Genomic DNA, 25516 nt, shown 5'->3' with positions numbered 1-25516 from the left:
TACTCGTCAGTAACAACGCTTGGCGCGGCCGGGCGTGCGGGAGGTGGGTAAGTTGTCCCCAGGAGTGTGCGGGCTTACGCCCCACCTCGCGGGCCGTGCCCGGGGTGCGGGGCGAGGGGGAACGCGGGGGGAACTCCGATAGACGTTGGAAAACGGTTTCCGGGAGGTTGCCGGTGGTCACGCTCGAGGATGTCGCCCGGCACGCGGGCGTCTCGCTCGCCACGGCGTCGCGGGTGCTCAACGGCAGCACCCGGCAGGTGGGCGCCCCGCTGCGGGCCAAGGTGGAGCTGGCCGCCGCCGAGCTGGGATACCGCACCAACGTGGCCGCGCAGACCCTCGCCAGGGGTGCCAGCAACGTGATCGGCCTGGTCGTCCACGACCTCACCGACCCCTACTTCGCCGCGATCGCCGACGGGGCCATGCGGGTCGCCGAGAGCCAGGGGCTCATGGTCATGATCGGCACCACCCACCGCGACCCCGAGCGGGAGATCGCCTACGTCTCGACGCTCAACGCCCAGCGGGTCCGCGCCGTGCTGCTCGTCGGCTCCCGGGTCACCGACCCGGAGACGACCCGGCGGCTGCGGACCGAACTCGACCACTACCGGGCGTCCGGGGGCCGGGTCGCCTGCGTGGGCCAGGACCTGCTCGGCGTCGACACGGTGGTGCCGGACAACCGCCGGGGCGCCGCCGAGCTGGCCCGCGCCCTCGCCGGGCTGGGGCACCGCGACTTCGCGATCCTCGCCGGGCCCGACTGGCTGATCGCGCCCAGGGACAGGGTGGAGGGGTTCACCGGCGCGATCGAGGAGCTCGGGCTGCCCGCGCCGCGCGTCCTGCACGGTTCCTTCGACAGGGAGGGCGGCTACGCGGCGGCCACCCGGGTGTCCGGGGTCACGTGCGTCTTCGCCGTCAACGACGTGATGGCGGTGGGCGCCCTGGCCTCCTTCAGGGACCGGGGCGTCCGGGTGCCCGGCGACGTCTCCGTGGCCGGTTTCGACGACATCCTCACCCTGCGCGACCTGGTTCCCCCGCTGTCCACCGTACGGCTGCCGCTCGCCGACATGGGCGCCCGCGCGCTGGAGATGGCCCTCGGCCCGTCCGAGGGGGGCAGGGCCGAGGCCGTGACCATGACCGGCGAGGTGATCCTCCGGGAGAGCACCCGCGGCCCGGGGTGACACTCCGGGGGCGTCCGCGGTCCGGGGCGACACGGCTTCGTCGCGGCGGGCCGGTGGCGGGGGCGTGGCGAGCCCGTCACGGCGAACGCGTCAGGGCGACGCGGCGCGACAGGCGGCCCGGACCCCGGTGGGGGTCCGGGCCGATCGCGTCGTGGGGATACGCGGGGCGAGCAGGGTGGGGCGGGGCGGGGGTCAGCGCATGCCGGGAACGGGGTTTCCCTGCTCGTTGACCGGCGGGACCATGATCTGCCCGCGCAGCCAGCGGATCGTCCTGATGACCCCGTCGCCGTAGCCGGGGGAGTGCTGGCGGCCCCGGCCGAGCTGCCGGGAGACGTCCTCGGCCGCGCTCTCCTCCATGCCGAGGTTGAGGCCGGTCGGCCCGTGGATGGGGCGGGGCGTGTTGCGGACCGGGGATTTCCTGCGGGTGCCGAGCACCCATTCACACACGGCGATGGTGCCCGCGCACCATTCCTTCTCCCACTCGCCCGCGGCGTTGGGCCTGCCCTGGTGGGCCAGCTCGGCGATCCTGCCGATCTCGGCCTCGGTGCGCAGGATCACACCGCGCCCGCCGACCAGGTGTCCCCAGCCGTCCGAGGAGCGGCGGCCGGGGATGGGCAGCCCGTCCTTGGCGCCGATCAACCAGTTCAGGGTGCTGATGACCCCGTCGGCCGGCACGATCCGGCCCTCGCGCGGAACCCGCTCGGCGGCGTCGATCTCGGCGCGCGCCTCGGCGAGGGTGGGCGGGGATCCCGAGGAGGGGCGACCGCTGATCGGTGCCTGCTCCCGCTTGCCCAGGGCCCAGAGGATCGCCTCTCCCTGGCCGGAGGGGGCCGAGTCGGGGTTGGCGGCCTCCCACTCCCTGATCGCCTCCAGTACGGCCATCACATGTTCCGGCGGCCGCTGTATGGCGGGGCTGGCTTCGCTCTCTGCGGTCGTCATACCCCTACCGTACGAGTACCCGCCGTGCCGCTTCACCGTGAAGCGGTAATCCGGGCCCGGCGAACGCGTTTTCCTCCCCGCTGGAACGGTCCCCCGCCTCGAAACGCCGTGGCGGGGATCCGCGGGTCAATCTCCGACGAACTCGGCGAAGGCGGCCTTCACCCTGGCCAGGATCTCGTCGGGGTCGGCGGCCCACACGTCGGCGTTGAAGATCTCCACTTCGACGTCCCCCGTGTAGCCCGCCTCGGCCACCGCGCGGGTCATCGGGCCGAAGTCGATCACACCGTCACCCATGATCCCCCGGCCGAGCAGGACGTCGGCGGGGAGCGGCGACAGGAAGTCGCACACCTGGTAGCTCGCGATCCGGCCCGAGGCCCTCGCGATCTGCTCCAGCACCCGAGGGTCCCACCACACGTGGAAGGTGTCGACGACGACGCCCACCCGCTCGGAGGGGTGCGCCTCGGCCAGGTCGAGTGCCTGGCCGAGAGTGGACAGCACGGCCCGGTCGGCGCAGTACATCGGGTGCAGCGGTTCGAGGGCGAGCCGCACCCCGCGCTCACCCGCGTACGGGGCCAGCACGGCCAGCGCCTCGGCGACCCGCTCCCGCGCGGCGGGCAGGTCGCGGGAGATCGTGCCCGGCGGCTCGCCGGGCACCACGCCGGGCAGCCCGCCGACCACCATGACCAGGCAGGCGGCGCCCAGCGTCGCGGCCTCGTCGATCGCCCTGCGGTTGTCGTCCAGGGCCTCGGGGCCGCCGGAGGTGAGGAACCCGCCCCGGCACAGCGACGACACCCGCAGCCCGGCGTCCGCGACGAGCTTGACGGTCTCCTCCAGGCCCTGCGCGGCGACGTCCTGCCGCCACAGGCCGATGGCCTCGACGCCGTGCCGCACACATCCGTCGACGGCCTCGGCGACCGACCACCGCCTCGTGGTCCACTGGTTCAGCGAGAGACGGCTCGTACGCGCGCTCACAGGCCGTTCACCGCCAGCAGGGAGCGCATCCGGGAGACCGCCAGCTCGGGGTCGGCCAGCAGCCCGGCCCCGTCGGCGAGCCGGAACACCTCGGCCAGGTGGGGCAGGGAACGGGCCGCCTGGGCACCGTTGACCATGGTGAAGGCGTCCTGGTGGCCGTTGAGCCACGCCAGGAAGACGATGCCCGTCTTGTAGTTGTACGTCGGGGCCTCGAAGATCTTCCGTGAGAGCGGGACCGTGGGCTCCATGATCTCGTCGTAGCGGCCGAGGTCGCCCGCGTCGAGCGCCTCCAGGGCCGAGGCGGCGGCGGGAGCGATCGCGTCGAAGATTCCCAGGAGGGCGTGGCTGCCCGATTTGATGAGCGAGGGATAGTTGAAGTCGTCGCCGGTGTAGAGCCGCACGCCCTCGGGCAGCGCCGCGCGCAGCCCGATCTCGTGCTCGGCGTCCAGCAGTGAGACCTTCACCCCGTCCACCTTCGCCGCGTGGTCGCGGATCAGGGACAGGAACGACGCGGTGGCCTCGGGCACGTCCCGCGAGCCCCAGTAGCCCGCCAGGTTCGGATCGAACATCTCGCCCAGCCAGTGCAGGATCACCGGGCGGTCGACCTGGGAGAGCAACTCGCCGTAGACCCGGTGGTAGTCCTCCGGGCCCCGCGCGATCGCGGCCAGCCGGCGGCTCGCCATCACGATGACCCCGGCGCCCGCGTCCCGCACGGTCTCGATCTGCTCGGTGTAGGCCGCCACGACCTCGTCCAGGGTCCGGGCGTGCGGGGCCTGGTCGGTGCCCGCGCCGCAGGCCACCAGCGCCGCCGGGTCGCCGAAGGTCTTCGCCTCGGTGGCGCTGCGCCGGATCAGCTCGCGGGTGGCCGCCCAGTCGAGCCCCATGTTGCGCTGGGCGGTGTCCATCGCGTCGGCGACCCGCAGCCCGTACGACCACAGGTGGTGCCGGAAGCGCAGGGTGGCGTCCCAGTCGACGGCGGCGGGGGAGCCCGGGGTGTTGTCGCCGAGCGGGTCGGCGACCACGTGGGCGGCGGCGTAGACGACGCGGCTCGCGGCGGGGCCCGCGGGCCTGGTCCAGGTGACCGGCTCGCGCAGGGTGTGCTCCCCGCCGGGCAGCGCGATTCTCGGCGCGGCCATCACGGCTCCACCGGCAGGCGGCGGCCCTCGGCGGAGGAGCGCAGGCCCAGCTCGGCGAGGCGGACGCCGCGCGCGCCCGAGGCGAAGTCGTAGGGGAAGGGCGCGTCCTCGGCCACGTGGCGGACGAACCGCTCCCACTGGATCTTGAAGCCGTTGTCGAACTCCGTGTTGTCGGGCACCTCCTGCCAGCCGTCCCTGAAGCGGGCGGTGGCGGGCAGGTCGGGGTTCCAGACCGGCTTGGGAGTGGTGGCGCGGTGCTGGATCCGGCAGTCGCGCAGGCCCGCGACGGCGCTGCCGTGTGTGCCGTCCACCTGGAACTCCACCAGCTCGTCGCGGTTCACCCTGACGTTCCAGGAGGAGTTGATCTGCGCGATGATCCCGCCCTCCAGCTCGAACACCCCGTAGGCGGCGTCGTCGGCGGTGGCCCGGTAGCGATCGCCCCGCTCGTCCACCCGCTCGGGGATGTGGGTGACGGCCTGGGCGTAGACCGAGGTGATCCGGCCGAACAGGTTCTCCAGCACGTAGGCCCAGTGCGGGAACATGTCGAGGACGATGCCGCCGCCGTCCTCGGCGCGGTAGTTCCACGACGGGCGCTGCGCGTCCTGCCAGTCGCCCTCGAACACCCAGTAGCCGAACTCGCCGCGCACCGACAGGATCCGGCCGAAGAAGCCGCCGTCGATCAGCCGCCTGAGCTTGAGCAGGCCGGGCAGGAAGAGCTTGTCCTGCACGACGCCGTTCTTCACGCCCCTCGCGGTCGCGGCCTCGGCCAGCGCCAGCGCGTCCTCGTATGTCTCGGCGGTCGGCTTCTCCGCGTAGACGTGCTTGCCCGCCTCGATCGCCGCGAGCACGGCCTTCACGCGGGCCTGGGTGATCTGGGCGTCGAAGTAGATCAGGTTGGTGTCGTCGGCGAGGGCGGTGTCGAGGTCGGTGGTCCAGGACTCGACGCCGTGCTCCTCCGCGAGCCTCCGCAGCTTCTCGGCGTTCCGGCCCACCAGCACCGGCCTGAGCAGGACCCTCCCACCGTCCGACAGTGTCACGCCGCCCTGCTTGTTGATCGCCAGGACGGAGCGGACCAGGTGCTGGCGGTAGCCCATGCGGCCCGTGACACCGTTCATCACGACGCCGATGCTTCGCGGGGACATCTTTCTCCCACCTCCAAGGAAAGCGCTTTCCTTTTCACCGTACGACAGCCGTCCCACCTGCGGCAAGTGTCGGAGGGAAGGAGGTTCGCGGTGGGGCGCGCGAGCCCCGGCGGCGGCCGGTCCGGGAGTGGCGCGCGCCCCTCCCGTGGTGCGGGACCGGTAAGCTCCGATCACCGATCGTCCGGAGGTGGAGGCAGGTGTCGGCCATCCGGCTGCTGGTGCTCGGGGCCGTCCGCGAACGTGGCCGGGCGCACGGTTACCAGGTGCGTGGCGATCTGGAGAGCTGGGGCGCGCACGAGTGGTCCACGGCCAAGCCCGGCTCGATCTACCACGCGCTCAGGCAGATGGCCAAGCAGGGGCTGCTGCGCGCCCACGAGATGGCGCCGAGCGCCGCGGGCGGGCCGCCGCGCGTGGAGTACGAGCTCACCGACGAGGGTGACGCGGAGTTCCTGGGCATGTTGCGCACGGCCCTGGCCAGGCACGACCAGAAGATCGACGAGCTGACGGCCGGGGTGGGTTTTCTCACCTGCCTGCCCAGGGAAGAGGTGATCGCGCTGCTGAGGGAGCGGCTGGCGGCCCTCGACGGCTGGCGTTCGGAGGTCGCCCGCCAGTGGTCGTCCGAGGAGGCCGACTCCCAGGAGTGGGAGCCGATCGCCGAGATCATGCGGCTCTGGACGCACTTCTCCGGCAGCGGCGCCGAGTGGACCCGCGGGCTGATCGAACGCCTGGAAAAGGACGCGCGCACGTCCTGAGCGGGGTCGCGCCGATGATGACGGCGGGGCGTTCCCGCCGGGGGTGTCTCCGTGCGCGGGTGCTTCCGTGCGGGCGTTCGCGTGTGGGTGTTCACGTGCTTGCGCGGTTCCGCGCGTGGTCATTTCCGTGCGGGGCGTTCGCGTGCGGGCGTTTTCGTGCGGGTGTTTTCGTGCGGTGCGCGGTAATCCGGGAGGCGCGGCCCCGCCGTCGCCGCTACACTCGAACCCAGCTAGTAAAATTTGACTACCGCTCAGCCGGAGGAGCCAGATGGCCGACGAGATAACCGTGCCGATCCTGCCCTGCCGATCGATCGACGAGGTCGAGGAGTTCTACGTCGCGCTGGGTTTCACCAGGACCTACCGCCAGGTCCGCCCCAACCCGTCCCTCGGCCTGCGGCGGGAGGACATCCACCTGCAATTCTGCGGCATCCCGGGTTTCGTCGCGGAGGACTCCTACGGCAGCTGCATCGTCAGCGTCCCCGACACCGGGGTTCTCTTCCACGCCTTCGCCGAGGGCCTGCGATCGGCGTACGGCAAGCTCCCCGTCTCCGGGATCCCCCGGATAACCAGGCCGAGGAAGCGGAAGAACGCCGACGACCTCGCCGGGTTCACGATCGTCGACCCGGGAGGGAACTGGATCCGCGTCTTCCCCTCGTCCAAGGACGCGTCGTCCAAGGACGCGAGCCAGGAGGAACCTCCGGCCGGCAAGCTCGCCACGGCGCTGCGGAACGCCGTCGTCGTCGGCGACTCCAAAGGCGATCACCGGCAGGCCGCCAAGATCCTCGACGGCGCGCTGGCGCGAGCGGGGGACGCGCCGGACGCGGAGCTCGTCGAAGCGCTCCTCTACCGCGCCGAGATAGCCCTGACGCTCTCCGACCGCGAGCGGGCGGGCGAGCTGCTGGCCCGCGCGCGGGCGATCCCCCTGGAGGCCGCGGAGCGGGAGCGGCTGGCCGAGGCGCTGGCCGGTGCCGACGACCTCGAGGCGATCCTGTCGTCCGGCTGAGCCCCTCCGGGACCGGCCCGCCGGGTCCCGAAGACCTGCCGGGCCGGGGCCCGCGGAAGGCTCTCCTGTCGGCCGGAGGAGCTCCGGAAGGGTTCTCCCGTGGCCGGTCGAGCCCGGAGCGACCCCGGCGTTTTTCGAGGAAACTCCGGTGTTTACGGGATCTTCACGACGCGTTCGCGGGGAGAAGGACGGCCCCCGAGTGTCCCCGCGTCGTGTCGTCGCAGATCAAGCACGTCCGACGTTGGATCAGGGCAGTATCCGACCAAGCGTGTCCTGACTCGTCGTCAAAGCATGACATTTCCGCATTTGTCATGAGTTGAGACGTTCCGTCTGTCCTCCTCTCGCCGTGCCCAGACCCCCCGACTGGCCGAGGTGGAGCGACAGAAGGGGCCACTCGTGAAACGAGTCGTCACCGGGATCTCCGCCACCCTCACGGCAATCCTCCTCACCGCCTCCCTGACAACCGGGACGGCGTCGGCGACCCCGCCCAACATCCCCTCCGCGGCCACCGCCGCGAGCAGGCTCGCGACCCTCACCGTCGCCGCCGAGACGAACCAGTCCTCCTACAACCGGTCGCTGTTCAACCACTGGATCACCATCAGCGGCGCCTGCAACACCAGGGAGACGGTGCTCAAGAGGGACGGTACGGGAGTGGTCGTCGACTCCAGCTGCGCGGCCACCTCCGGCCGCTGGTACTCCCCGTTCGACGGCGCCACCTGGACCGCCGCGAGCGACGTCGACATCGACCACATGGTGCCGCTGGCCGAGGCGTGGCGTTCGGGCGCCTACGCGTGGACCAGCGCGCAGCGCCAGTCGTACGCCAACGACCTGGGCGGCCCCGAGCTGTGGGCGGTGACCGACAACGTCAACCAGACCAAGGGCGACCAGGACCCCTCGACGTGGCAGCCGCCGCTGGCGAGCTTCGACTGCACGTACGCCAGGGCGTGGATCCAGGTGAAGTACTACTGGAAGCTGACCCTGCAGAGCTCGGAGAAGAGCGCCCTTCAGGGCATGCTCGCGAGCTGCTGAGCGCCTCGTCCGGCGGCCGTGTCGATCCCGGTCCTCCCGTCGCGGCACGGTGAGCGTCCCGCCGTCCTCCGCGGGCGGCGGGCGCCCCGGGCCCCGCGCGAGAACGGCGAGTGTCCCGTCTCCTCCGGGTGAGAGGACGGGACACTCGCCGTTTCACGTGACGGGAGATCCCCGGATCCCGCGCCCCGGCTCAGGGGTGGGGGCGGGACCGGGGACCTCCCGTCACGCGCCGGTCAGGCCGTACGGCCAGGGAGGGAAGAGGTCACGGGGCCGCGATGGTGTACGTCGCGCCCGCCTGGGTCGGGAAGGTGATCACGTTGTTGGTCACGGTGTGGGCCACCGTGCCGCCGCCGACCCGGTTGACCACGATCGTCTGGCCGGGCCAGGGGTGCTGCAGGCGCACCTGGCGGCCCGCCTCGCTGGTGATGTCGACGTAGGTCACGCGCCCGCCGGAGAACGCGCCGGAGACGACCAGGGCGTCCTTCTCCCGCAGCTTGACGAAGCTCGCGTTCCTGTTCGACGGCCAGACGGGGAACACCCGCATGACGCCGCCGTCACTCTGCAGCATCAGGTTGTTGACCGCCTCGATCGCCCCGGCCTTCTCGGTCCCGTGGTTGGGGTCCCGGATGAGCAGGTTGGCGTCCATCTTGGTGCTGATCTGGTTCTTGAGCCTGTCGATCAGGCTCTGGGCCGGGTAGCCCACCCGCGCGGCCTGGGTGAACACCTTGGGGAAGCTGTTGTCCTGGCCCCAGGAGTTCATCGCGTCGAGCGTGTCGATCGCGGTCTGCCGGTCGGCCGCCGGGGAGTTGATCCCGAGGGCCTCGCCGGGGTGGACGAACTCCAGGTTGACGGTGTTGTCGCCCGGCCGGATGGCCCGGCCGTCGCTGAGCGTGCCCGGGTCGGCCAGCGCGTAGACCCTCTTGCCGTTGTGGGTCGTGGTCGGGATCGGCGCCAGGCGCTGCAGGATGTTCGTCCAGGTGGCCCGGTCGCCCGCGTCGACGCCGAGCTCCGTGCTCGCCTCGATCAGCGTCGACAGCAGGTTCCGCAGCAGCCCGAGGTCGGCGCTGGAGTTGCGTCCCCAGGTGCCCTCGTGCGGCCCGCCGTAGAGGTTGTAGCGCTGCGCCCCGGCGTCGTAGTCCAGGTAGTGCTGGAAGAAGGCGGCGACCTCCTTCATGAAGGGGTACGCCTTCGACGTCAGGAAGGTCCGGTCCCTGGTGTAGTCGTAGTAGGAGATGTACTGCGAGACGGTGAACAGCGAGTTGACCACCTGCTGGTGGTAGTTGTCGTCGGCGGTGGCGCCGAAGGGCGCGATGCCGACGGGGAAGAGCACGCCGCTGGGCACGCCGCCGCTGGGGAAGCGGGCGCCGATGTAGTCCGGCTTGACCCGCCTCAGGTCCTGCTGCGCCCGCCGCCTGGCCTCGGGCAGGTAGGCCTGCACCAGGTCGTAGTACGGCAGGGCGAGGTCGGTCCTGTTGCTGGAGTAGACGCCGTAGAAGTTGGCCATCCAGTTGTAGTTCAGGTGCATGTCACCGCTGAACTGGGGCGAGTCGGTGGTGGCCCAGACGCCGTAGAGGCCGGGGGCCGTCTTGCCCGCGCGGCTGGAGGAGCCGATCAGGTACAGCGATCCGTAGTAGTACCTCTCCAGCACGTCGTCGTTGAGGTCGACGTACGACTTGAGCCAGTACTGCTTCCACCACTCGACGTGCGCGTTGTACTGCGTGTCGAGCGACCCGGCGCTCTGGCCGTCGGCCAGCGCGCGGGCGGCCGGTGCCGGGTCCGCCGGGTTCTGGCCGCCACCGGCGACGGCCGTCACGACGCGGACGGTCTGGCCGGGCGCCAGGTCGAAGACCGTCGTCGCCGCCGCGCCCGAGGCGGTGGGGGTCCCCACCGGGTTCGCGCCGATCAGCCGGGTGGCGAGGGAGGCCCGGGAGACCCACCTCGACCCCGAGGGGGTCTGGCGCGTCGCCCACGTCGTGGTGCCCGAGACGCCCGCCGTGTTGGTGAAGCCCGTCCTGGGGGCGGGCGATCCGGCGGAGGTCTGCGCCTTCAGCCGCACGGTGGAGGAGCCGAGCGACTGGATCTGGGTGACCACGAGGTTGTCGTTGGCGCCGGTCCAGGTCTTCATGGCCACCGGCACGCCGCCGATGGTCATCGAGGTGTCGACCTCGCCCTTGAGGATGTTCTGCTCCTCGAGGAACGGCCCGGACGGCTGGGTGGGCCCTCCGGCCCCGTACAGCTCGATCTGGCCGATGCGGGCGCGGGGGTTGGCGGTGGAGTCCGGGGTCGTGCCCTGGGTCGGCTCGGTGATGTTCAGCCGCACGTAGCGGGCGCTGACCGAGGCGATCGTCCGGTCGCTCACCGCGCCGGTGTTGCCGGTCACCGTGTCCACGGTGGACCAGGTGCTGTTGTTGGAGCTCACCGAGACGGTGAAGTTCCTGGTGTTGTTGGCCGTCTCGGCGGGCCGGGCGGCGGAGTCGTGCCTGACGACGTAGCGGGTGAAGGTCTTGGCGGATCCCAGGTCGAGGGTGATCGTCTGGGGCTTGCCGACCTCGGAGACCCAGCCCTCGTACCCGGAGCCCCAGCCGCCGTTGACGGCCCGGCTCGGCGGGAAGCTCGGGTGGGAGCTCGACGCCGTCGCCGAGGCGCCCAGCGCGAGGTTGCCCGAGGAGCCCGTGCCGCCGTTGGGGGAGATGGAGACCGAGCCGAGGGAGACCAGGGAGGGGTTGGGGTTGCCCGCCCAGAAGTTGCCCTTGGTGATGTGGAAGGTCTTGAAACCGTCACCTCCTGCGGAGGTGACGCCGACGTCGCCGTTGCCGAGCAGGGCGGTGCTCGGCACGGTGTTCGACACGGCGCCGGTGTACGCCTGGTTGGTCCATCTGCCCTTGATGCCGGAGAGCAGCTGCTGGACCTCGGTCCACTGCTGGGCGGGGGAGGGGGGCGCGGCCTGGGCCGGGGTGGCCGTCACGAGCGTGGCCGCGAGCGCGGCGGCCAGCGCGGCGGCGAGGAGGTGTCTGAGACGGGGTTGCCTTGTTCCGCTCACGGGGGGTGTCCCTTTCGTGGGAGTGCGGTGGCTTTCTTGATGCTTCTGCTGGTCCCGGGGTCGTCGCCGCCGGGCCGGTGGCGGTGTGTACGGGTCTGTGGCGGCTCCTGTTCTGCCCGGGTCAGTGCCGGTGGGTGTGGTCGGGTTGCCGGATGTCGCCGGGATGCTCGAAGCCCGGCAGGAGGACGGCCCTTGCGCACCGCGCGTCCACCCACAGCGCGAAGCTCCGGCGGCGCCCGGCCTCCAGCAGGTCGGCCCTGATGCGCGGGGCGGCCCGCTGGAGCGTGACGGTCCCCGCCTGGAGCGGGCCCGTGACGAAGGTGTGGCGCTCGATCGGGCCCACGACGGCGCCCTCGGGCGCCGCGAACAGCGCCCTGTCGATCGCCTCGGCGAACTCACCCTGGCGCACCAGGTAGCGGCGCCCGCCGTTGACCGGCCGGTCGTCGTGGTGGTGGGTCACCATGCGGGCGGGACGGCCCCGGTACCTGTCCTGGTTGGCGGCGTAGTAGGCCGCCACCTCGCGGTCGCCGACGGTGACGCCGGAGGTCATCTCCCGGTAGAGGGCCTGCGCGAGCGGACTGGCCGCCAGGACGGCGGCCAGCACGCTCCCGAGCTCCAGGCGCGCGGTGGCGTCCAGCTCCAGCGGGGGCTCCGGGGGCTCCGGGGGCTTCGAGGGATCGCAGGCCGCGCTCAGGCCGCGCCGCGCCGCCTCGTCGGCGACGACCTGCTCGGTGACGAGCAACTGGACGGCCCAGCGGCGCAGCTGGCGGCCCTCGGTCGTGCCGTCGGCGGGCAGCAGGGGGCCGCGCGGCCCCGCCCGCAGCAGCCGGACACGCTCCTCGACCCGGGCCACCGTCACGGGCGTCTCCCCGACCCAGGCGGCGACCGGGGACGTCTCGTGGACGTGCGCGGTGGTCGCGTGCGTCTGGTGGGCGTGCGCGCCGGTCACGGGCGTCGCGTGCGTGTGGTGGGCGTGCGCGGCGGTCACGGGCGTCTCCCCGGTGCGGGCGGTCGCGGGCGTCTCGTGGAGGTACGCGGCGGTCATCCGTCCTCCCGTACGAGCAGTGGCACCGCCGGGGAGTACGAGAGCCCGCCGAACCACATGCACTTGAGCAGCACCCACCACGACCCCGGCCTGGCGCCCGGTGGTACGGCGACGTCGATGTGGAGTTCCGTGCCGCCGCCCGCCGCGACCGCGAGGGGGTGGGACGACGTCCGTACCGCGTCCCACGTCCCCCACGGGCTGATCACCTGGGCCTCGCCCCTGATGTCGAAACCGGCGTGGTTGCGCAGTACGGCGGTGAGCCGCCCGCTCCGTCCCGGCGCGAGGGTGAGTCCCTCCCCGGGCAGCTCGACCTCCAGCAGCCCGGCCCGCCCGCCCGGCGCCGGCCGGCCGTGGCCGTCCACGAAGACGACGTCCTCGTGCACCTGGCCGCCGTGGGTGAGCTGCGCGGCGATCACGTGCGGCCCCTCACCGGCGTCCGGGGCGGGGGTGACGTCCACCTCGAAGGAGGTCCAGCCGCCGGGGCCCAGCAGCACCGGCCGGTCGCCGGGGTCGGCGTCCCAGCCGGGCGGGGTCACGATCCTGAGGTGGCCCTCGGCGTCGGCGTCGACGAGGTCGGAGGCGAGGGTCACGCTCAGCCGGGAACCGGCCCCCGGGTCGCCGGACGGCCGCAGGCTGACGCTCATCGGCTGGTAGCCCAGCGGCGCCGATCCCCGGTTGTGCAGCCAGTATCGGGAGAAGACCGGCTGCGCGGCCTCGGCCGAGGGGCCCAGCGCCCCGCCGGGCGCGCCCAGGTCCGCGGAAGCCTCCGTGACGGTCTCAGTGGAAGCCTCAGGAGAGACCAGGTGCGCCGCGGAGACCGGATCGGGGACCTGCGGCTGCAGGGCGTACGTCGTGACGCCGCTGGGACCGAGTTCCCCGTGCAGGACGCCGTCCAGCGTCTTGGCCGCGCTGCCCTCCACCTCCAGCACGTCGGCGACGGCCGCCTGGACGAACGGGACGTGCGACCTCAGGCGCAGGGTGGTGTGGCGGCCGTGCGGCTCGTACAGCCGCGCGCTGACGCCCCGGCGGGGGTCGGCGGCGCGCCCGCTGCCGTGCGCCGTCGGGTTGCCGCCCGCCTTGAACGCGGCGAGGACGGCCGCGCCCTGGGGTTCGACCGAGAGCAGCGACGCGGAGGCGGGCAGGGCGCCGGGGTGCGCGTCCTCGACGACGGCCCGGAGCGGGTGGTTGAAGTCGTGCGCCCTGGCCACCAGGCCCGTGTCACGCCAGTCGCCCCGGCCACCGGCCAGCGCGTAGTCGAAGGAGTGGCTCCAGTGCTGGAGCTGGAACCCGCTGCCGTCGGGCGTCGTGCGCCTCGGCGGGTCGATCCAGACCCCGGAGGGCCAGCCGGTGCACGAGCGCATGAGCGACAGGTGCATCCGCCCCTCGGTGTCGACGGCGAAGCCGGGCACCCCCCGGTTCAGCACGGCCACGGTGTGGTTGTCGAGGAAGCCCTCTCCCGACAGCTCGCGCGGCTGCGTCACCTCGATCTGGGAGTCGGCCAGGTCCGCGACGACCCCGGCCAGCGCCTCCTCGACGTCGTGCGCCGCGATGACGAGCACCGGCAGGTCCGCGGGGGCACGCAGGTCGGCGTCGGGCCGGAACAGCTCGGCCGGGCCGCGGCCCGCAGGGATCCACAGCAGCGCCCGCCCGCCGGTCGCGAGCTGCCGGTCGAACTCCTCGCGGTAGCGGTCACCGGCGGCCTCCAGGACGGCCGCGGTGAACGCGTTCTCCCCAGGGCCGCCGACGGCGATCCGCACGTCCGGCAGGTTCGAGTCGAACGCCAGCAGGCCGTAGCGGTTCCCGCCCGCGTACGAGCAGGTCGAGGTCACCCCCGACCGCGCGAGACCGACGGCCAGGGCCCGCCCGAGCCCGGCGGTGTCGTCCTCCTCGGGGACCACGATCTCGGCGATCCCGATGGCGCGCGACCCCGTGGAGACCCCGTCGGCGTCGCGCAGCGCGACCCTGGCCGCCGAGCTCAGCCCGAACCACTGGTAGGCCGGGTTGTCGAGGGTCCACGGGTGCCGGGCGGCGTCGACGTCGGGGTGGGCGAACGGGCGGCCGACGACGGCGTGCCCCACCTCGGAGACGGGGAGCGCCCCGGGGACGGCGCACGGCCAGCGCAGCCGCACCAGCTTGTCGTCGCCGTCGAAGGTGTCGACGTGGGTCACGCAGTCCACCCGGTCGATCCCGTGCCACAGCGTGACGACCTGGGTGTAGGTGAGCGGCCCGACCGCCCCGGTGACCGTGACCCGCCGCCCGGCCGGTGACTCCTCGGCGACGACCGTGTGCGCGGGGGCCGAGGCGGAGCCGACGGACGTGCCGTTGGGGATCAGGTGCCAGGGGCCCTCGCGGAAGGCCGGGTGCTCGGAGTACTCGTCGTACACCACGATCTCGTTGCCCAGCCCGCCCGGGGTGAGCAGCTCGCGCCCGGTGGCCAGGTCGACCAGGCTCCGTACGGCGCCGCCGCGCTCGGGGTCGACGGTGAGCCGGTGGTACTCGTTGGCGATGGTGAGCGTGTCGACCGGCCGCCACCCCCGGGGCTCGTCCGCGACGGTGATCCCGGCGGGCCCGGTGACCAGCCGGTAGGTGCGGTAGCCGACCGAGGGCACCCCGGCGGCGACGAACACCACCTCGGCGGTGCCGTCCCCGAGGTGCTCGACGACCGAGGGCACGGCCTCGCCCGCGTCGTCGACGACGCCGTGGAACGGGGCGGGCACGGTGACGCGGACCACGTCGGTGCGCGTCCAGGCCAGGGCGTTGAACACCGTGACGGCGCGGCCCTCGCCCCGGGTGTCGACGCGGGCCGACAGGTGCCGCAGCGCGGCGTCGTGGACGGTCAGCGACAGGTCGAACGCCTCGCGCCAGCCGGCCAGCAGGTCGAGGTAGACCTGGTCGGACTCGGTCCCGGTGATCGCGTCGTGGTGCGCGCCGTAGACGAGCTGGCGCCAGGCCTTGTCCAGCGCGGCCTCGGGGTAGGCGGCGTCCCCGGCCAGGCAGGCCAGCGTCGCGAACTTCTCCGCGTCGAGCAGCAGGTTCTCCGCGGCCCGCTGCGCGAGCTTGGTGTCGATGTAGGAGACGTCCTTGCCGGTATAGATCGGGTTCATGTCGCGCGTCTGCGGCGACAGCCGCCTGCCGGTGGCCGCCAGCTCCGCGGTGACCGCGGAGAAGAAGTCGCGGGGCAGCGCGCTCACGAACCGGGGCCAGGTGTAGCGGGCGTTCCAGTCGCGGTGGATCGCGGTGACCCACTTGTTCGGCGGGCTGTAGTCGGTGCCGACGGGCAGCAGCACGTTGCGGGTGGCGGCCACCGTCTTCATCCGCAGGAACAGCCGGTAGACCGACTCCTCGGCGGCCGGGAGGGTCTCCGCGGAGTCCATCGACCACCCGGCGCTGTAGTGGGCGGCCATGTAGCTGGTCAGCAGGCCCCGGCCGCTCGGCGAGATCCACTCGAACTCGCTGCGGAACTGCATGCCCGCGGGCTCCGCCTGCGGGGTGTCGTACGTGCCCATGGTCAGGCTGGGCCCCCACTGGTGGAAGGGGCCGCGCGCCCAGGAGCTCGACGTCAGCCCGGCGTCGGCCATCAGGCCGGGGAACTGCGGGTCGTGCCCGAACGCGTCGAGCTGCCAGGCGGTGGCGGGGTCGCCGCCGAGGATGTCGCGCTGGAAGCCCATGCCGTAGACGGCGTTGCGGATCGTGGTCTCCGCGCCGGTGAGGTTGGTGTTCGGCTCGTTGTAGGTGCCGCCCATGATCTCCAGGCGGCCCTCGGCGATCAGGTTCCGGACGACCTGGCGGTTCTCCGGGAAGGTGTCCCAGTACGGCTTGAGGTAGTCGACCTCGGCGAGCACGAAACGGTAGTCCGGGTCGCGCCGGGCCAGTTCGAGGTGCGCGTCGATCAGGTGGAAGCCGGTGAACTGGAAGCTCATCCGGTCGGGCTGGGCGCCGGGCAGGGCGTCCCACTCGCTGGTGTATCCGGCCTGGGTGTTCCACCACACCGGGTCGTAGTGGAAGTGCGACACCATGTACACGGTCCAGCCGGGCTCCGCCACGGTGAGCGTGCCGGACGCCACGGCCCGCTCACCGCCCGCCGTCACCTCGACGGCGACCTCGACCCGCGTGCCGACCGGCGCGTCCGTACGCACCGGCACCTCCAGGACCTCCGCGCCCCCGGAACCCGCCGCCGAGGGCGGCGCCGACAGCGTCGTCAGCGTGCCGCGCGCCCCTCCGGTGACCGTCACCTCCAGCCGCCCGGACGGGGCGGCCCCGGCCGTGCGGACACGCAGGATCTGGCACGGATCGCCTTCCGGGCCGGTGAAGAGCTCGGTGGACTCCACGGAGCCAATCGTCAACATTCAGCGCCTTTGCATGGTCGGGACGGGGGAGGGCGTGCGCGTACGGAGGCGGGTGTCCGGGGGCTCCTCAGCCCTTGATCGCCCCGCCGGTGAGCCCCTTGACGAAGCTGCTCTGCAGGGCCAGGTAGAAGACGAGGATCGGCAGCGTGGCGAGGAACATGAAGGCGAAGACCGAGCCGAAGTCCGACTGGTGCTCGCCGATCGCCCGGTAGACGCCGACCGTGACGGTGGTGCCGCTGTCCGGCCCCAGGACGATCAGCGGGGTGAGGAAGTCGTTCCAGATCCACACGCCGAGGAAGATCAGGACGCTCGCCGAGGCCGGGCGCAGCAGCGGGAAGACCACCTGCCAGAAGGTGCGGAAGGTGCTCGCGCCGTCGAGCCTGGCGGCCTCCTCCAGCTCCAGCGGGACCGACTTGACGAACCCCATGAAGAGCAGCACCCCGAACGGCACGTAGTAGCCGAGGTTGACCAGGATCAGCCCCGGCGCCGTGCTCATCAGGCCCAGCGTCCGCAGCACCATGGTGATCGGGGCGAGGATGACCGGCGAGGGGATGAGCAGGCCGCACAGCAGCGTCACCATCACCACCTTGGCCAGCAGGTGCCTGGAGCGGGCGATGTAGTGGCCGAGCATCGCCGACAGCACCGTCAGGATGGTGATCGAGATCGCCGTCACCGCGATGCTGTTGACCAGGCCGTACACGAACAGGTTGTCCGGGCGCGACAGGACGGCGGCGATGTTGTCCATGGTCGGCGGCGACGGCAGGCCCGCCGGGTCGGGCACGATGTCCGCGCCGTGCTTGAAGACGTTGACCAGCACCAGGTAGAGCGGCATGAAGAACACCGCGCTGACGAACAGGGCGACCACCGGGCGCAGCCAGGGGACACGGGTGTCGTTCACCGGGTCACCTCCCGTCGTTGCAGCACGCGGAGCACGAACACCGAGACGCACGCGACCAGCACGAGCATCACCGCGGCCATCGCCGAGCCGTAGCCGACGCGGTTGCCGTTGAAGGAGGTCTGCACCACCTGGAAGGCCATGGTGGTCGTGGTCCCCGTTCCCGGCCCGCCGTTGGTGATGACCTGGATCTGGTCGTACGCCTTGAACCCGGTGATCAGCAGCATCACCGTGTTGATGGTGAGCGCCGGGGCGAGCATCGGCCAGGTGACGTTGCGGAACCGGGCCAGCGGGCCGCACCCGTCGATGGCCGCCGCCTCCTGCAGCTCGCGCGGCACGCCCTGCAGCCCGGCGAGGTAGACCACCACGCAGAAGCCGAGCATCTGCCAGGTGATGACCCACGCGATCGTGTAGAGCGCGATGCCCGGGTCGGACAGCCAGCCGGGCGGGTCCTCGACACCCAGGCCGCGCAGCGCGGAGTTGAGCAGGCCGTCGTCGGTGAGGACGACCTGCCAGATGACGCTCACCACCACCGAGCTCAGCACCACGGGGGTGAAGAACACCCCGCGCAGCGCGACGTAGAGCCGGGTGGGCCGGTCGAGCAGCTGCGCGATCAGCAGGCCGCCCACGTTGGCCAGCACCATCACGATGACGGTCACCACGATGGTGTTCGCCAGCGCCCTGAGGAACTCGGCGTCGTCCAGCAGCTCCATGTAGTTGCGCAGCCCCACCCACGTGGTCGGCGGGTTGAACGGGTTGCGGTTGGTCAGGCTGTAGTACGCCGTCATGCCGATCGGCACCAGGACGAACAGCAGGTACGCCAGCAGGCCGGGAAGGGCGAACAGGGCGAAGGTGGTGATCCTGCCGCTCACCAGCCGCCGGCCGCGCGGTGGCCGGCGGCGGGTGGGGGCGGGGGCGAGGGTGAGGCCGTCCGGGGAGGGCGGGCGGTGCGCCGCGGGAGGGTCCCCGCCGCGCACCCCGTGTCGCGTGTCTGTCATGGCGCTACTGCGTCGCCTTCGCCCACTGGTCGTCCAGGTAGGCCGTGAACTCGGAGGTCGGCTTCTCGCCGGTGATCAGGTCCTGGACCGCGACGGCGGTCTTGTCGGCCAGGCCGGGGGGCAGCGAGCCGTCCCCGGTCTCCTGGGAGAAGGCGTTGACGATGGCGTTCTCCGCCATGCCCCGCTCGTAGATCTCGACGGTCGCCTTGTAGACCGGGCCCATGTCCGCCGGGGGCTTGTAGCCCTTGATCGCCGGGATCGAGCCGTCGGCCTTGACGAAGGCGTCGTTGTTCTGCTGGTCCTCGTCGAAGGCGAGCGCCCACTTCTTGGCCAGGTCGACGTTGGCCGCGGTGGCACTGACGGAGGTGCCGCCGCCGGTGAAGGTCGGCACGACGAGGGAGCCGTCGTCGGAGGGCCAGGGGAAGGCGCCGATCTCGAAGTCGGGCTTCTTGTTGTCGGCCGAGGTCGCGAACCAGGAGCCCATGGGGTACATGGCGCCCTTGCCGTCGCGGAAGGCCTGCTCGGTGTCGGCGTACGAGCGGCTCAGGCCCGCCGGGTCGATGTAGCCCTGCTTCGCCAGGTCGGCGATCTTCTGGGCGGCCGAGGTGAAGGCGGGGTCGGTGAACTTCACCGAGCCCGTGGCCCGCTGCGTCAGCCAGTCGGGGGTCTTCTTGTAGACGTCCGTGGCGACGGTGCCGGTCAGCGGATACATGTCCGCCCAGGTGTCCGCGCCACCGCCGCCGACCACGAACGGGGTGATCTTCTTGGCCTTCAGCTTGGCGGAGATGTCCAGCATCTGCTGGTATGTCGTCGGCGTCTCGGTGATGCCCGCTTCGGCGAACTGGGTCTTGTTGTAGTAGACCACCGGGATGACCTGCGTGTTGTACGGCAACTGGTAGATCTTGCCCGCGACGGCGCCCGCGGTCGGCGCGACGAAGTTCTTGAGCTCGTCGGCGGTGAAGGCCGCGAACTTGCCCGCCTCGGCGAAGCCGGCCGGGTTGACCGACTGGAGGATGTCCGGGAGGTTCCCCGAGGCGTCCAGCTGCTTGGCGTAGCCGGTCCGGTCCACGTTCGGCGTCACGAGCTTCTTGATGGTCACGCCGGGGACCTTCGCGGACGCCCGCGCGATCGCCGCGTCCCAGAACGCCGCGTCGAGGTTCGGCGTCTCGAACACCAGGAAACTCAGCGTGACGTTTCCGCCACCGGCGGCGGGCTTCTCCGCCTCGGCACCCATGCCACACCCGCTCACGGCGAGTAGTGTGACCAGGCCAACTGCTATTGATCTACGCAAAGCGCAGCCCTCCTTGCTCCGGCGTCGAGTGTATGAGCCGGAGGCGAGATAACGTTATCTCGAAGGGTAGGGTGTTACCGCCAGGTTTCAAGAGGTGACTTCGCAACGAGTTAGTCACGTCGGGTGGATGAACACGAGGGTGGCCGATCGGGCCGATCCTCCCGATGATGGGAGCCGGTGGAGACTCGTGACAGGCTCGTGGGGGCCTGCCGGGGGCGCCGACGGCGCTGAGGGCGCCATTGGCACGGAGGGGATGGGGTCACTGTGAACGGCAAGCGCCGCGGTCGCCGGCCGACGATGGTCGATGTGGCGCGAGAGGCGGGGGTGGCGCTGCGCACCGTCTCCCGCGTCGTCAACCAGGACCCCACGGTGGGCTCCGACCTGGCCACCAGGGTCCACGCCGCCATCGCGAGCCTGGAGTACCAGCCGGACGAGCGGGCCCGCCAGCTGCGCCTGGGGGTCACCGGCACCCTCGGGGCGGCCGTCCGGCAGCTCTCGCACGTCAACCCCGTGCTCCAGGCCCTGGAACGCTCGGCGCGCGCTGCCAAGCTCATGGTGCTCGCCGCCTCGACCGAGGACGACGAGCAGCTGGAACGCGACGTCGTGATGTCGATGTGCCGGCGCCGCTTCGACGGGATCATCCTCGAACCCATAGGGAGCGGGCACGACTACCTGGTCCCCGAGCTGGACGCGGGCCTGTCGCTCGTCGCCGTCGACCGGCCCGTCCACGGCCTCGACGTCGACTGCGTGATCTCCGACAACGTCGCGGGCATCGAGCTCGCCTTCGAGCACCTCGTCCGGCACGGCCACGAGCGCGTCGCCTACATCGGCGACGACGAGCGCATCTTCACCGGCCACGAGCGGGCCGCCGCCTTCCGAGGCTGCCTCGCGGCGCACGGCGCCCCCGCCGAGGGGATGGTCCACCCCGGCAGGATCGAGCCGGGCCGGATCGCCGCGGCGGTGCACACGGTCCTGTCGGGACCGTCCCCGGCGACCGCCGTCGTCACGGGGAACGCCACCACCAGCGTCGAGGTGCTGCGCTGCCTGCGGGGCGGCTCCGAGCGCGTCGCCGTCGTCGGGTTCGACGACTCCGAGCTCGCCACCAGCCTGCGTCCCGACCTGACCGTGGTCGCCCAGGACGCCGCGACGATCGGCGGCACCGCGATCGACATGCTCCTGGCCCGCATCGCCGACCCGGGCCGTCCGGTCCGCCGCGTGACGGTGCCGGTGGAGCTCATCGCCCGGGGGTCCGGGGAGTCGCCCCCCGGGGCGTGACCCTCGCCCTACCGTCACCCCCGCTGCCCGCTCTCGGGGGCGCGACGCCGTCGGGAGAGCTACCGCATCGCTTTCATGACATTCGGCGGTATCGCGTGCCCACCGAACTCCGCACCGAATTGTGTTCCCCGCGAAAGGGCCGGTACCGAGACGGTACGGACGAATGTCGCGGGTCCTTTCGCGGTCGCGCGGAAAGCCCCGGAAGTGCGCGCCCGGCGCGTGTCGAGCCGGACACGAAGGGTAGTCGTTCTTCGAGGGATTCCCCGCGGGGACGGACGTGAAGACGGCGATTCGTGAAATCCAGGTGGAGGGCTTCGGATATGGAGACGGGAAAGCTCACGGAGGTATTTCTGGACAGTGCCTACGAATCGGTCGGGCGGGCGCGCCGCGAGACGCGCGAGGCCCTCGGCCGGGACCACGTCCTCCTGCCGGATGTCGTCCAGGTGGTCTCGGAGTTGCTGGCGAACGCCGTGGAGCACGCCGACCGGGGCCTGGTGGACGACCTGATCGGCCTCACCCTGACCGCCACCCTCGACTCCGTCCGCGTCGAGGTCTCCGATCCCGGCTCCGCCTCCCGCGCGCCGCACATCCCGCTGGACCAGCCTCCCGGGGCCAGGCGCGGTCGCGGCCTGCTCATCGTCGACCGGCTCTCCGGCGGGCGCTGGGGGACCCGCGAGCACGGCCGTGGACTGGGCCGGACGGTGTGGTGCGCCATCCCCTACGTGCGGCCGGAGCATGCCGGGGACGAGAACGACGAGGCGGAGCGATCCCCGCTCCGGGCGCTCTCCGCGACCTGCCGCCCCTGAGGAGATCTGGAACGTTCCGCATCCCGGAGACCCGGGCCGGGGCGGACGTGCCCGGCCTGGCCTCGGGGCGGAGCGAGAAATGATCTACTTTGTAAAGGGCGGGGGTCTCATGCGCCTCACACCTGGCCCTTGATCTCCAGGCGGAGCAGGGCCTTGGCGATCGGGTGGGCGGTCAGCCCGATCTGCCACTCCCTGGCACCCAGCTCGCGCAGCCGGGCGATCACGGCCTCGTCGTCGATGACCGGGGGTGGCTCCCAGGTCAGGCGGCGTACCGCGTCGGGCTGGATCACGTTCTCCGCGGGCATGTGGTGCTCGTCGGCGAGCGCGGCCACCACGGCCCTGGCGGCGGCGAGCCTGCGGGCGGCCACCGGGTCGCGGTCCATCCACCGGTTGGCCGGCGGCGGCCCGTCGCCGGGGGTGCTGGGCTGCGGCAGCTCCGAGTCGGGCAGCGAGCGGGCGGCGCCGATCGCGGCCAGCCAGTCGCGCAGGTGCCGCCGGGCGCTGCGGCCGGTGAACGGGGGGATGTCGGTGAGCGCCTTGGTGGTGCGGGGCAGCTCCAGGGCGGCCGTGACGATCGCCGAGTCGGGCAGGACCCGGCCGGGGGCGACGTCGGACTCGCGGGCGAGCCCGTCGCGGAGCGTCCACAGCTCCCGTACCACCGCCAGCCCGCGCAGCGAGCGGACCTTGTGGATTCCGGAGGTGCGCCGCCACGGGTCGGAGCGCGGGGCGGGGGCCTTGTGCGCGAGCACGGCGGCGAACTCCTCCCGCGCCCACGCCAGCTTGCCGCTGGAGGCCAGCTCCTCGTACAGGACGTCGCGGAGCTCGATCAGGACCTCGACGTCGAGCGCGGCGTAGCGCAGCCAGTCTTCCGGCAGGGGGCGGGTGGACCAGTCGGCGGCCGAGTGACCCTTCTCCAGCCTGAATCCGAGGACGTTCTCCACCATCAGGCCGAGCCCGACCCGCTCGTAGCCGAGAAGCCGGCCCGCCAGCTCGGTGTCGAACAGCTCGCGGGGGTGGAAGCCCACCTCGGCCAGGCACGGCAGGTCCTGGGAGGCCGCGTGCAGCACCACCTCCGCGTCGGCCAGCGCCGCGTCGAGCTCCGACAGGTCGGGGCAGCGTATGGGGTCGATCAGGGCGCTGCCCGCGCCGGCGCGGCGCAGCTGGACCAGATAGGCGCGGCCGCTGTAGCGGTAGCCGGAGGCGCGCTCGGCGTCGACGGCGACGGGGCCGGTGCCCTCGGCGAAGGCGCGCACCACGCGCGCGAAGGCGGCCGGGTCCTCGACGACGGGTGGGATTCCCTCGCGAGGTTCCAGCAGCGGGACTACGGTCGTCTCATCGGTCACGTTCTGAAGGGCTCCGGATCTTCGCGACGGCGCGGCGGCAGCGCCGCCACGTCGGGTGGCAGGGGTGGTATGCCCGCGGCGAGGCACATCAGGTCGCACCAGGCGGCGACATGGCCGGAGAGGTCCTCCTGCAGCGGCGACCAGGACGCGCGCAGCTCCAGCTCGGTGGTCACCGGGTCGTCGGCCTTGTTGCCGAACCCCTCGGAGACCGCCCGGGTGACGGTGCCTCCGGCGGCGGCGTAGCCGGCGTCGTGCGCGTCGAGCGACTCGGTGAGCCAGCTCCACGCGACGGGGCCGAGCAGCGGGTCTTCGGTGATCTCCGGCTCCATGTCGGCCCGCACGTAGGCGACGAGCCGGAACTGGCCGTCCCAGCCGCGCTGGCCGTCGGGATCGAAGAGCACGATGAGGCGGCCGACCGCGAGCTCGTCGTCGTCGCGGTACACCGACGCGCCGATCGCGGCCGAGTAGGGGGCCAGGCGCTGTGGGGCCGGGATGTCCTCCAGCTCGATCTCGGGCCTGACCTCCGCGGGGCGCATGCTCGCCACCGCGCGCCTGAAGGCGGCGGGAGCGGGCGGCGCGTCACCGACGGTCATATCGGAAGCGTAGGTCGAAACTGATCGCATGGGGACCACTGGGGTGTGTGTAGGAGCCATTGGAACCGATCAAGCCGCTGCCGGCGACCTGCGGAGGGCGGGGGCGACCCCGCCGGTGGGCACTCCCAGGAGGGGCGCGTGACCGTACCCGGCGCGGACCCGTCCGGCACCGGCCCGTTCCGGGCGTTCGTCCCGGCCGTGAGCGCCGGGGTGGGGGCGTCGTTCGGGAACCCGCCCGCGGGCGTAGGAGGCACGGTGCTCACCGCGACGTTCGGGTGAACTCCACATGGTGGACATCGCACGGGCCTTTCGTCGGGTCGTGGTCCGACGTTGGCACGTCGCGCCGACATTTCCGCGCAGCGTGCTCGGCGTGTCCCCAAAGTGGTGCGGGAATCGATGCCGCGCGGTGACTTGGCGAACATTTGGACCAGCCGGGGGCCGGGCCAGGATCGCCGATGGGAGGAACTGTACCCGGAAACATGATCGCTTCGCTCCGCGTGATGTCACCTGCCGCGTGCCAACATCGGATTTCAGTGGACGAAGCTCTCAAAACCGGTAAGACACGATCATTGTCATCACTTGGCAGTGTCCGGGTGGTGTGACGTGCCATCTCATTGAATAGCCGGTGATTTCGGATCGATCTCCTCCGTCGTCGGCCGTGGTGAGCCGACCGGTCTCCCGGCATGGCACCCTGGTGGGGTGACTTCCGAGCTCGCCGACTCCGTTTTCCTGCGCGCCTGCCGCCGCCGGTCCGTCTCCCACACGCCGGTGTGGTTCATGCGCCAGGCCGGTCGCTCGCTGCCCGAATACCGGGCGCTCCGCGAGGGGGTGCCGATGCTCACGGCCTGCGCCACCCCCGAGCTGGTCGTGGAGGTCACGATGCAGCCGGTCCGCCGCTACGGCGTGGACGCGGCCATCCTCTTCAGCGACATCGTCGTCCCGCTCAAGGCGATCGGCGTCGACCTCGACATCAAGCCCGGCGTCGGGCCGGTGGTGGCCGCGCCGATCAGGGACGCCGAGGCGGTCAGGACACTGCGCCCGATCGAGCCGGACGACGTCTCCTACGTCACCGAGGCCGTCCAGGGACTGACGAAGGAGCTGGGCGCGACTCCCCTCATCGGGTTCGCGGGGGCGCCGTTCACATTGGCGTCCTATCTGATCGAGGGCGGCCCCTCCAAGAACCACGACCACACCAAGGCCATGATGTACGGCGAGCCCGAGCTGTGGCACGCCCTCATGGACCGGCTGACCGAGATCACCCTGGGCTTCCTGCGCGTGCAGCTCGCCTCCGGGGCCTCCGCCGTCCAGCTCTTCGACTCCTGGGTCGGCGCGGTGTCCCGCGACGACTACCGCGAGTTCGTCCTCCCCTACACCAGCCGGATCTTCGAGGGCCTGGCGGATCTGGACGCCCCGCGCATCCACTTCGGCGTCGGCACCGGCGAGCTGCTCGGCCTGCTCGGCCAGGCGGGGGCCGACGTCGTGGGCGTCGACTGGCGGGTCCCGCTCGACGAGGCCGCCTCGCGGGTCGGTCCGGGCAAGGCGCTGCAGGGCAACCTGGACCCGGCGATCCTGCTCGCCCCGTGGGAGGTCGTCGAGCGCCGGGCGGGCGAGATCCTCGCCCGCGCGGCCGGGACCGAGGGCCACGTGTTCAACCTGGGGCACGGCGTGCTGCCCGGCACCGATCCCGACCAGCTGGCCCGCCTCACCGACTTCGTCCACGAGGCCTCGGCTCGCTGATC

At 72.1% G+C, this 25516-nt stretch carries 20 protein-coding genes; 8 read left to right on the top strand and 12 right to left on the bottom strand.

Going from position 1 to position 25516, the window contains the following annotated elements; all coding sequences use genetic code 11:
- Window positions 1–173: 173 nt before the first annotated feature.
- On the top strand, window positions 174–1172 hold the full coding sequence (locus ABD817_RS13345) for a LacI family DNA-binding transcriptional regulator (RefSeq protein ID WP_344918182.1): 999 nt from the start codon (window positions 174–176) through the stop codon (window positions 1170–1172).
- A gap of 192 nt (window positions 1173–1364) precedes the next feature.
- Here ABD817_RS13345 and ABD817_RS13340 read toward each other — a convergent pair whose 3' ends face one another.
- The 4 genes from ABD817_RS13340 to ABD817_RS13325 form a co-directional block, all read right to left on the bottom strand.
- Window positions 1365–2111, bottom strand: a complete 747-nt coding sequence (locus ABD817_RS13340) for a hypothetical protein (protein WP_344918180.1) — start codon at window positions 2109–2111, stop codon at window positions 1365–1367.
- A gap of 126 nt (window positions 2112–2237) precedes the next feature.
- The gene (locus tag ABD817_RS13335; RefSeq protein WP_344918179.1) at window positions 2238–3083 is read right to left on the bottom strand and encodes a sugar phosphate isomerase/epimerase family protein; all 846 of its coding nucleotides are present in this window, start codon (window positions 3081–3083) and stop codon (window positions 2238–2240) included.
- Complete coding sequence (locus ABD817_RS13330) at window positions 3080–4219, bottom strand: dihydrodipicolinate synthase family protein (protein ID WP_344918178.1); 1140 nt, start codon at window positions 4217–4219, stop codon at window positions 3080–3082. Before ABD817_RS13330 ends, ABD817_RS13335 begins: the two co-directional genes overlap by 4 nt.
- Entirely contained in the window at window positions 4219–5361 is a 1143-nt protein-coding gene (locus tag ABD817_RS13325) for a Gfo/Idh/MocA family protein (protein WP_344918177.1), read from the bottom strand. Before ABD817_RS13325 ends, ABD817_RS13330 begins: the two co-directional genes overlap by 1 nt.
- Window positions 5362–5558: 197 nt before the next feature.
- Between ABD817_RS13325 and ABD817_RS13320 the strand changes: the two genes are divergently transcribed.
- From ABD817_RS13320 to ABD817_RS13310, 3 genes are all read left to right on the top strand, one after another.
- On the top strand, window positions 5559–6113 hold the full coding sequence (locus tag ABD817_RS13320; RefSeq protein ID WP_344918175.1) for a PadR family transcriptional regulator: 555 nt from the start codon (window positions 5559–5561) through the stop codon (window positions 6111–6113).
- Window positions 6114–6381: 268 nt separating this feature from the next.
- The gene (locus ABD817_RS13315) at window positions 6382–7116 is read left to right on the top strand and encodes a VOC family protein (RefSeq protein WP_344918174.1); all 735 of its coding nucleotides are present in this window, start codon (window positions 6382–6384) and stop codon (window positions 7114–7116) included.
- Between the two features lie 396 nt (window positions 7117–7512).
- Complete coding sequence (locus ABD817_RS13310) at window positions 7513–8145, top strand: HNH endonuclease family protein (protein WP_344918173.1); 633 nt, start codon at window positions 7513–7515, stop codon at window positions 8143–8145.
- Between the two features lie 262 nt (window positions 8146–8407).
- Here ABD817_RS13310 and ABD817_RS13305 read toward each other — a convergent pair whose 3' ends face one another.
- The 6 genes from ABD817_RS13305 to ABD817_RS13280 all read right to left on the bottom strand — a co-directional run bounded on the left by ABD817_RS13305 (window position 8408) and on the right by ABD817_RS13280 (window position 19718).
- Window positions 8408–11185 carry a discoidin domain-containing protein gene (locus ABD817_RS13305; protein ID WP_344918172.1) on the bottom strand — a complete coding sequence of 926 codons (2778 nt, stop codon included), beginning with the start codon at window positions 11183–11185 and terminating at the stop codon, window positions 8408–8410.
- 121 nt (window positions 11186–11306) lie between these two features.
- Window positions 11307–12230: a DUF7158 domain-containing protein gene (locus ABD817_RS13300; RefSeq protein WP_344918171.1), complete on the bottom strand. Its 924-nt coding sequence runs from the start codon at window positions 12228–12230 to the stop codon at window positions 11307–11309.
- Window positions 12227–16558 (bottom strand): glycoside hydrolase family 38 N-terminal domain-containing protein, encoded by a 4332-nt coding sequence (locus ABD817_RS13295; protein ID WP_344918170.1) that lies wholly within the window; start codon window positions 16556–16558, stop codon window positions 12227–12229. Before ABD817_RS13295 ends, ABD817_RS13300 begins: the two co-directional genes overlap by 4 nt.
- 85 nt (window positions 16559–16643) lie before the next feature.
- The gene (locus tag ABD817_RS13290) at window positions 16644–17474 is read right to left on the bottom strand and encodes a carbohydrate ABC transporter permease (RefSeq protein ID WP_344918169.1); all 831 of its coding nucleotides are present in this window, start codon (window positions 17472–17474) and stop codon (window positions 16644–16646) included.
- On the bottom strand, window positions 17471–18469 hold the full coding sequence (locus tag ABD817_RS13285) for a carbohydrate ABC transporter permease (protein ID WP_344918168.1): 999 nt from the start codon (window positions 18467–18469) through the stop codon (window positions 17471–17473). Before ABD817_RS13285 ends, ABD817_RS13290 begins: the two co-directional genes overlap by 4 nt.
- Before the next feature lie 4 nt (window positions 18470–18473).
- Window positions 18474–19718: an ABC transporter substrate-binding protein gene (locus ABD817_RS13280; RefSeq protein ID WP_344918167.1), complete on the bottom strand. Its 1245-nt coding sequence runs from the start codon at window positions 19716–19718 to the stop codon at window positions 18474–18476.
- 348 nt (window positions 19719–20066) lie between these two features.
- Here ABD817_RS13280 and ABD817_RS13275 point away from each other — a divergent pair, with 348 nt between their 5' ends.
- Entirely contained in the window at window positions 20067–21035 is a 969-nt protein-coding gene (locus ABD817_RS13275; RefSeq protein ID WP_344918166.1) for a LacI family DNA-binding transcriptional regulator, read from the top strand.
- A 320-nt stretch (window positions 21036–21355) separates the two neighbouring features.
- A complete protein-coding gene (locus ABD817_RS13270; RefSeq protein ID WP_344918165.1) occupies window positions 21356–21841 on the top strand; it encodes an ATP-binding protein in 486 nt (161 codons plus the stop codon).
- A 116-nt stretch (window positions 21842–21957) separates the two neighbouring features.
- Here the strand turns inward: ABD817_RS13270 and ABD817_RS13265 are convergent, their stop codons facing one another.
- Window positions 21958–23184 (bottom strand): HRDC domain-containing protein, encoded by a 1227-nt coding sequence (locus ABD817_RS13265; RefSeq protein ID WP_344918164.1) that lies wholly within the window; start codon window positions 23182–23184, stop codon window positions 21958–21960.
- Window positions 23181–23777, bottom strand: coding sequence for a DUF3000 domain-containing protein (locus ABD817_RS13260; RefSeq protein WP_344918163.1), 597 nt, complete (start codon window positions 23775–23777; stop codon window positions 23181–23183). The genes ABD817_RS13265 and ABD817_RS13260 overlap by 4 nt, the downstream gene beginning before the upstream one ends.
- Window positions 23778–23915: 138 nt before the next feature.
- Here ABD817_RS13260 and ABD817_RS13255 point away from each other — a divergent pair, with 138 nt between their 5' ends.
- Window positions 23916–24056 (top strand): hypothetical protein, encoded by a 141-nt coding sequence (locus ABD817_RS13255; protein WP_344918162.1) that lies wholly within the window; start codon window positions 23916–23918, stop codon window positions 24054–24056.
- Between the two features lie 420 nt (window positions 24057–24476).
- Window positions 24477–25514 carry a uroporphyrinogen decarboxylase gene (hemE, locus tag ABD817_RS13250; RefSeq protein ID WP_344918161.1) on the top strand — a complete coding sequence of 346 codons (1038 nt, stop codon included), beginning with the start codon at window positions 24477–24479 and terminating at the stop codon, window positions 25512–25514.
- Window positions 25515–25516 lie beyond the last annotated feature (2 nt).

The sequence above is a fragment of the Streptosporangium oxazolinicum genome (assembly GCF_039537505.1).
Lineage (GTDB): Bacteria > Actinomycetota > Actinomycetes > Streptosporangiales > Streptosporangiaceae > Streptosporangium > Streptosporangium oxazolinicum.
Note: the sequence above shows the minus strand (reverse complement) of the source record. Positions and strands in the feature narration are given on the sequence as shown.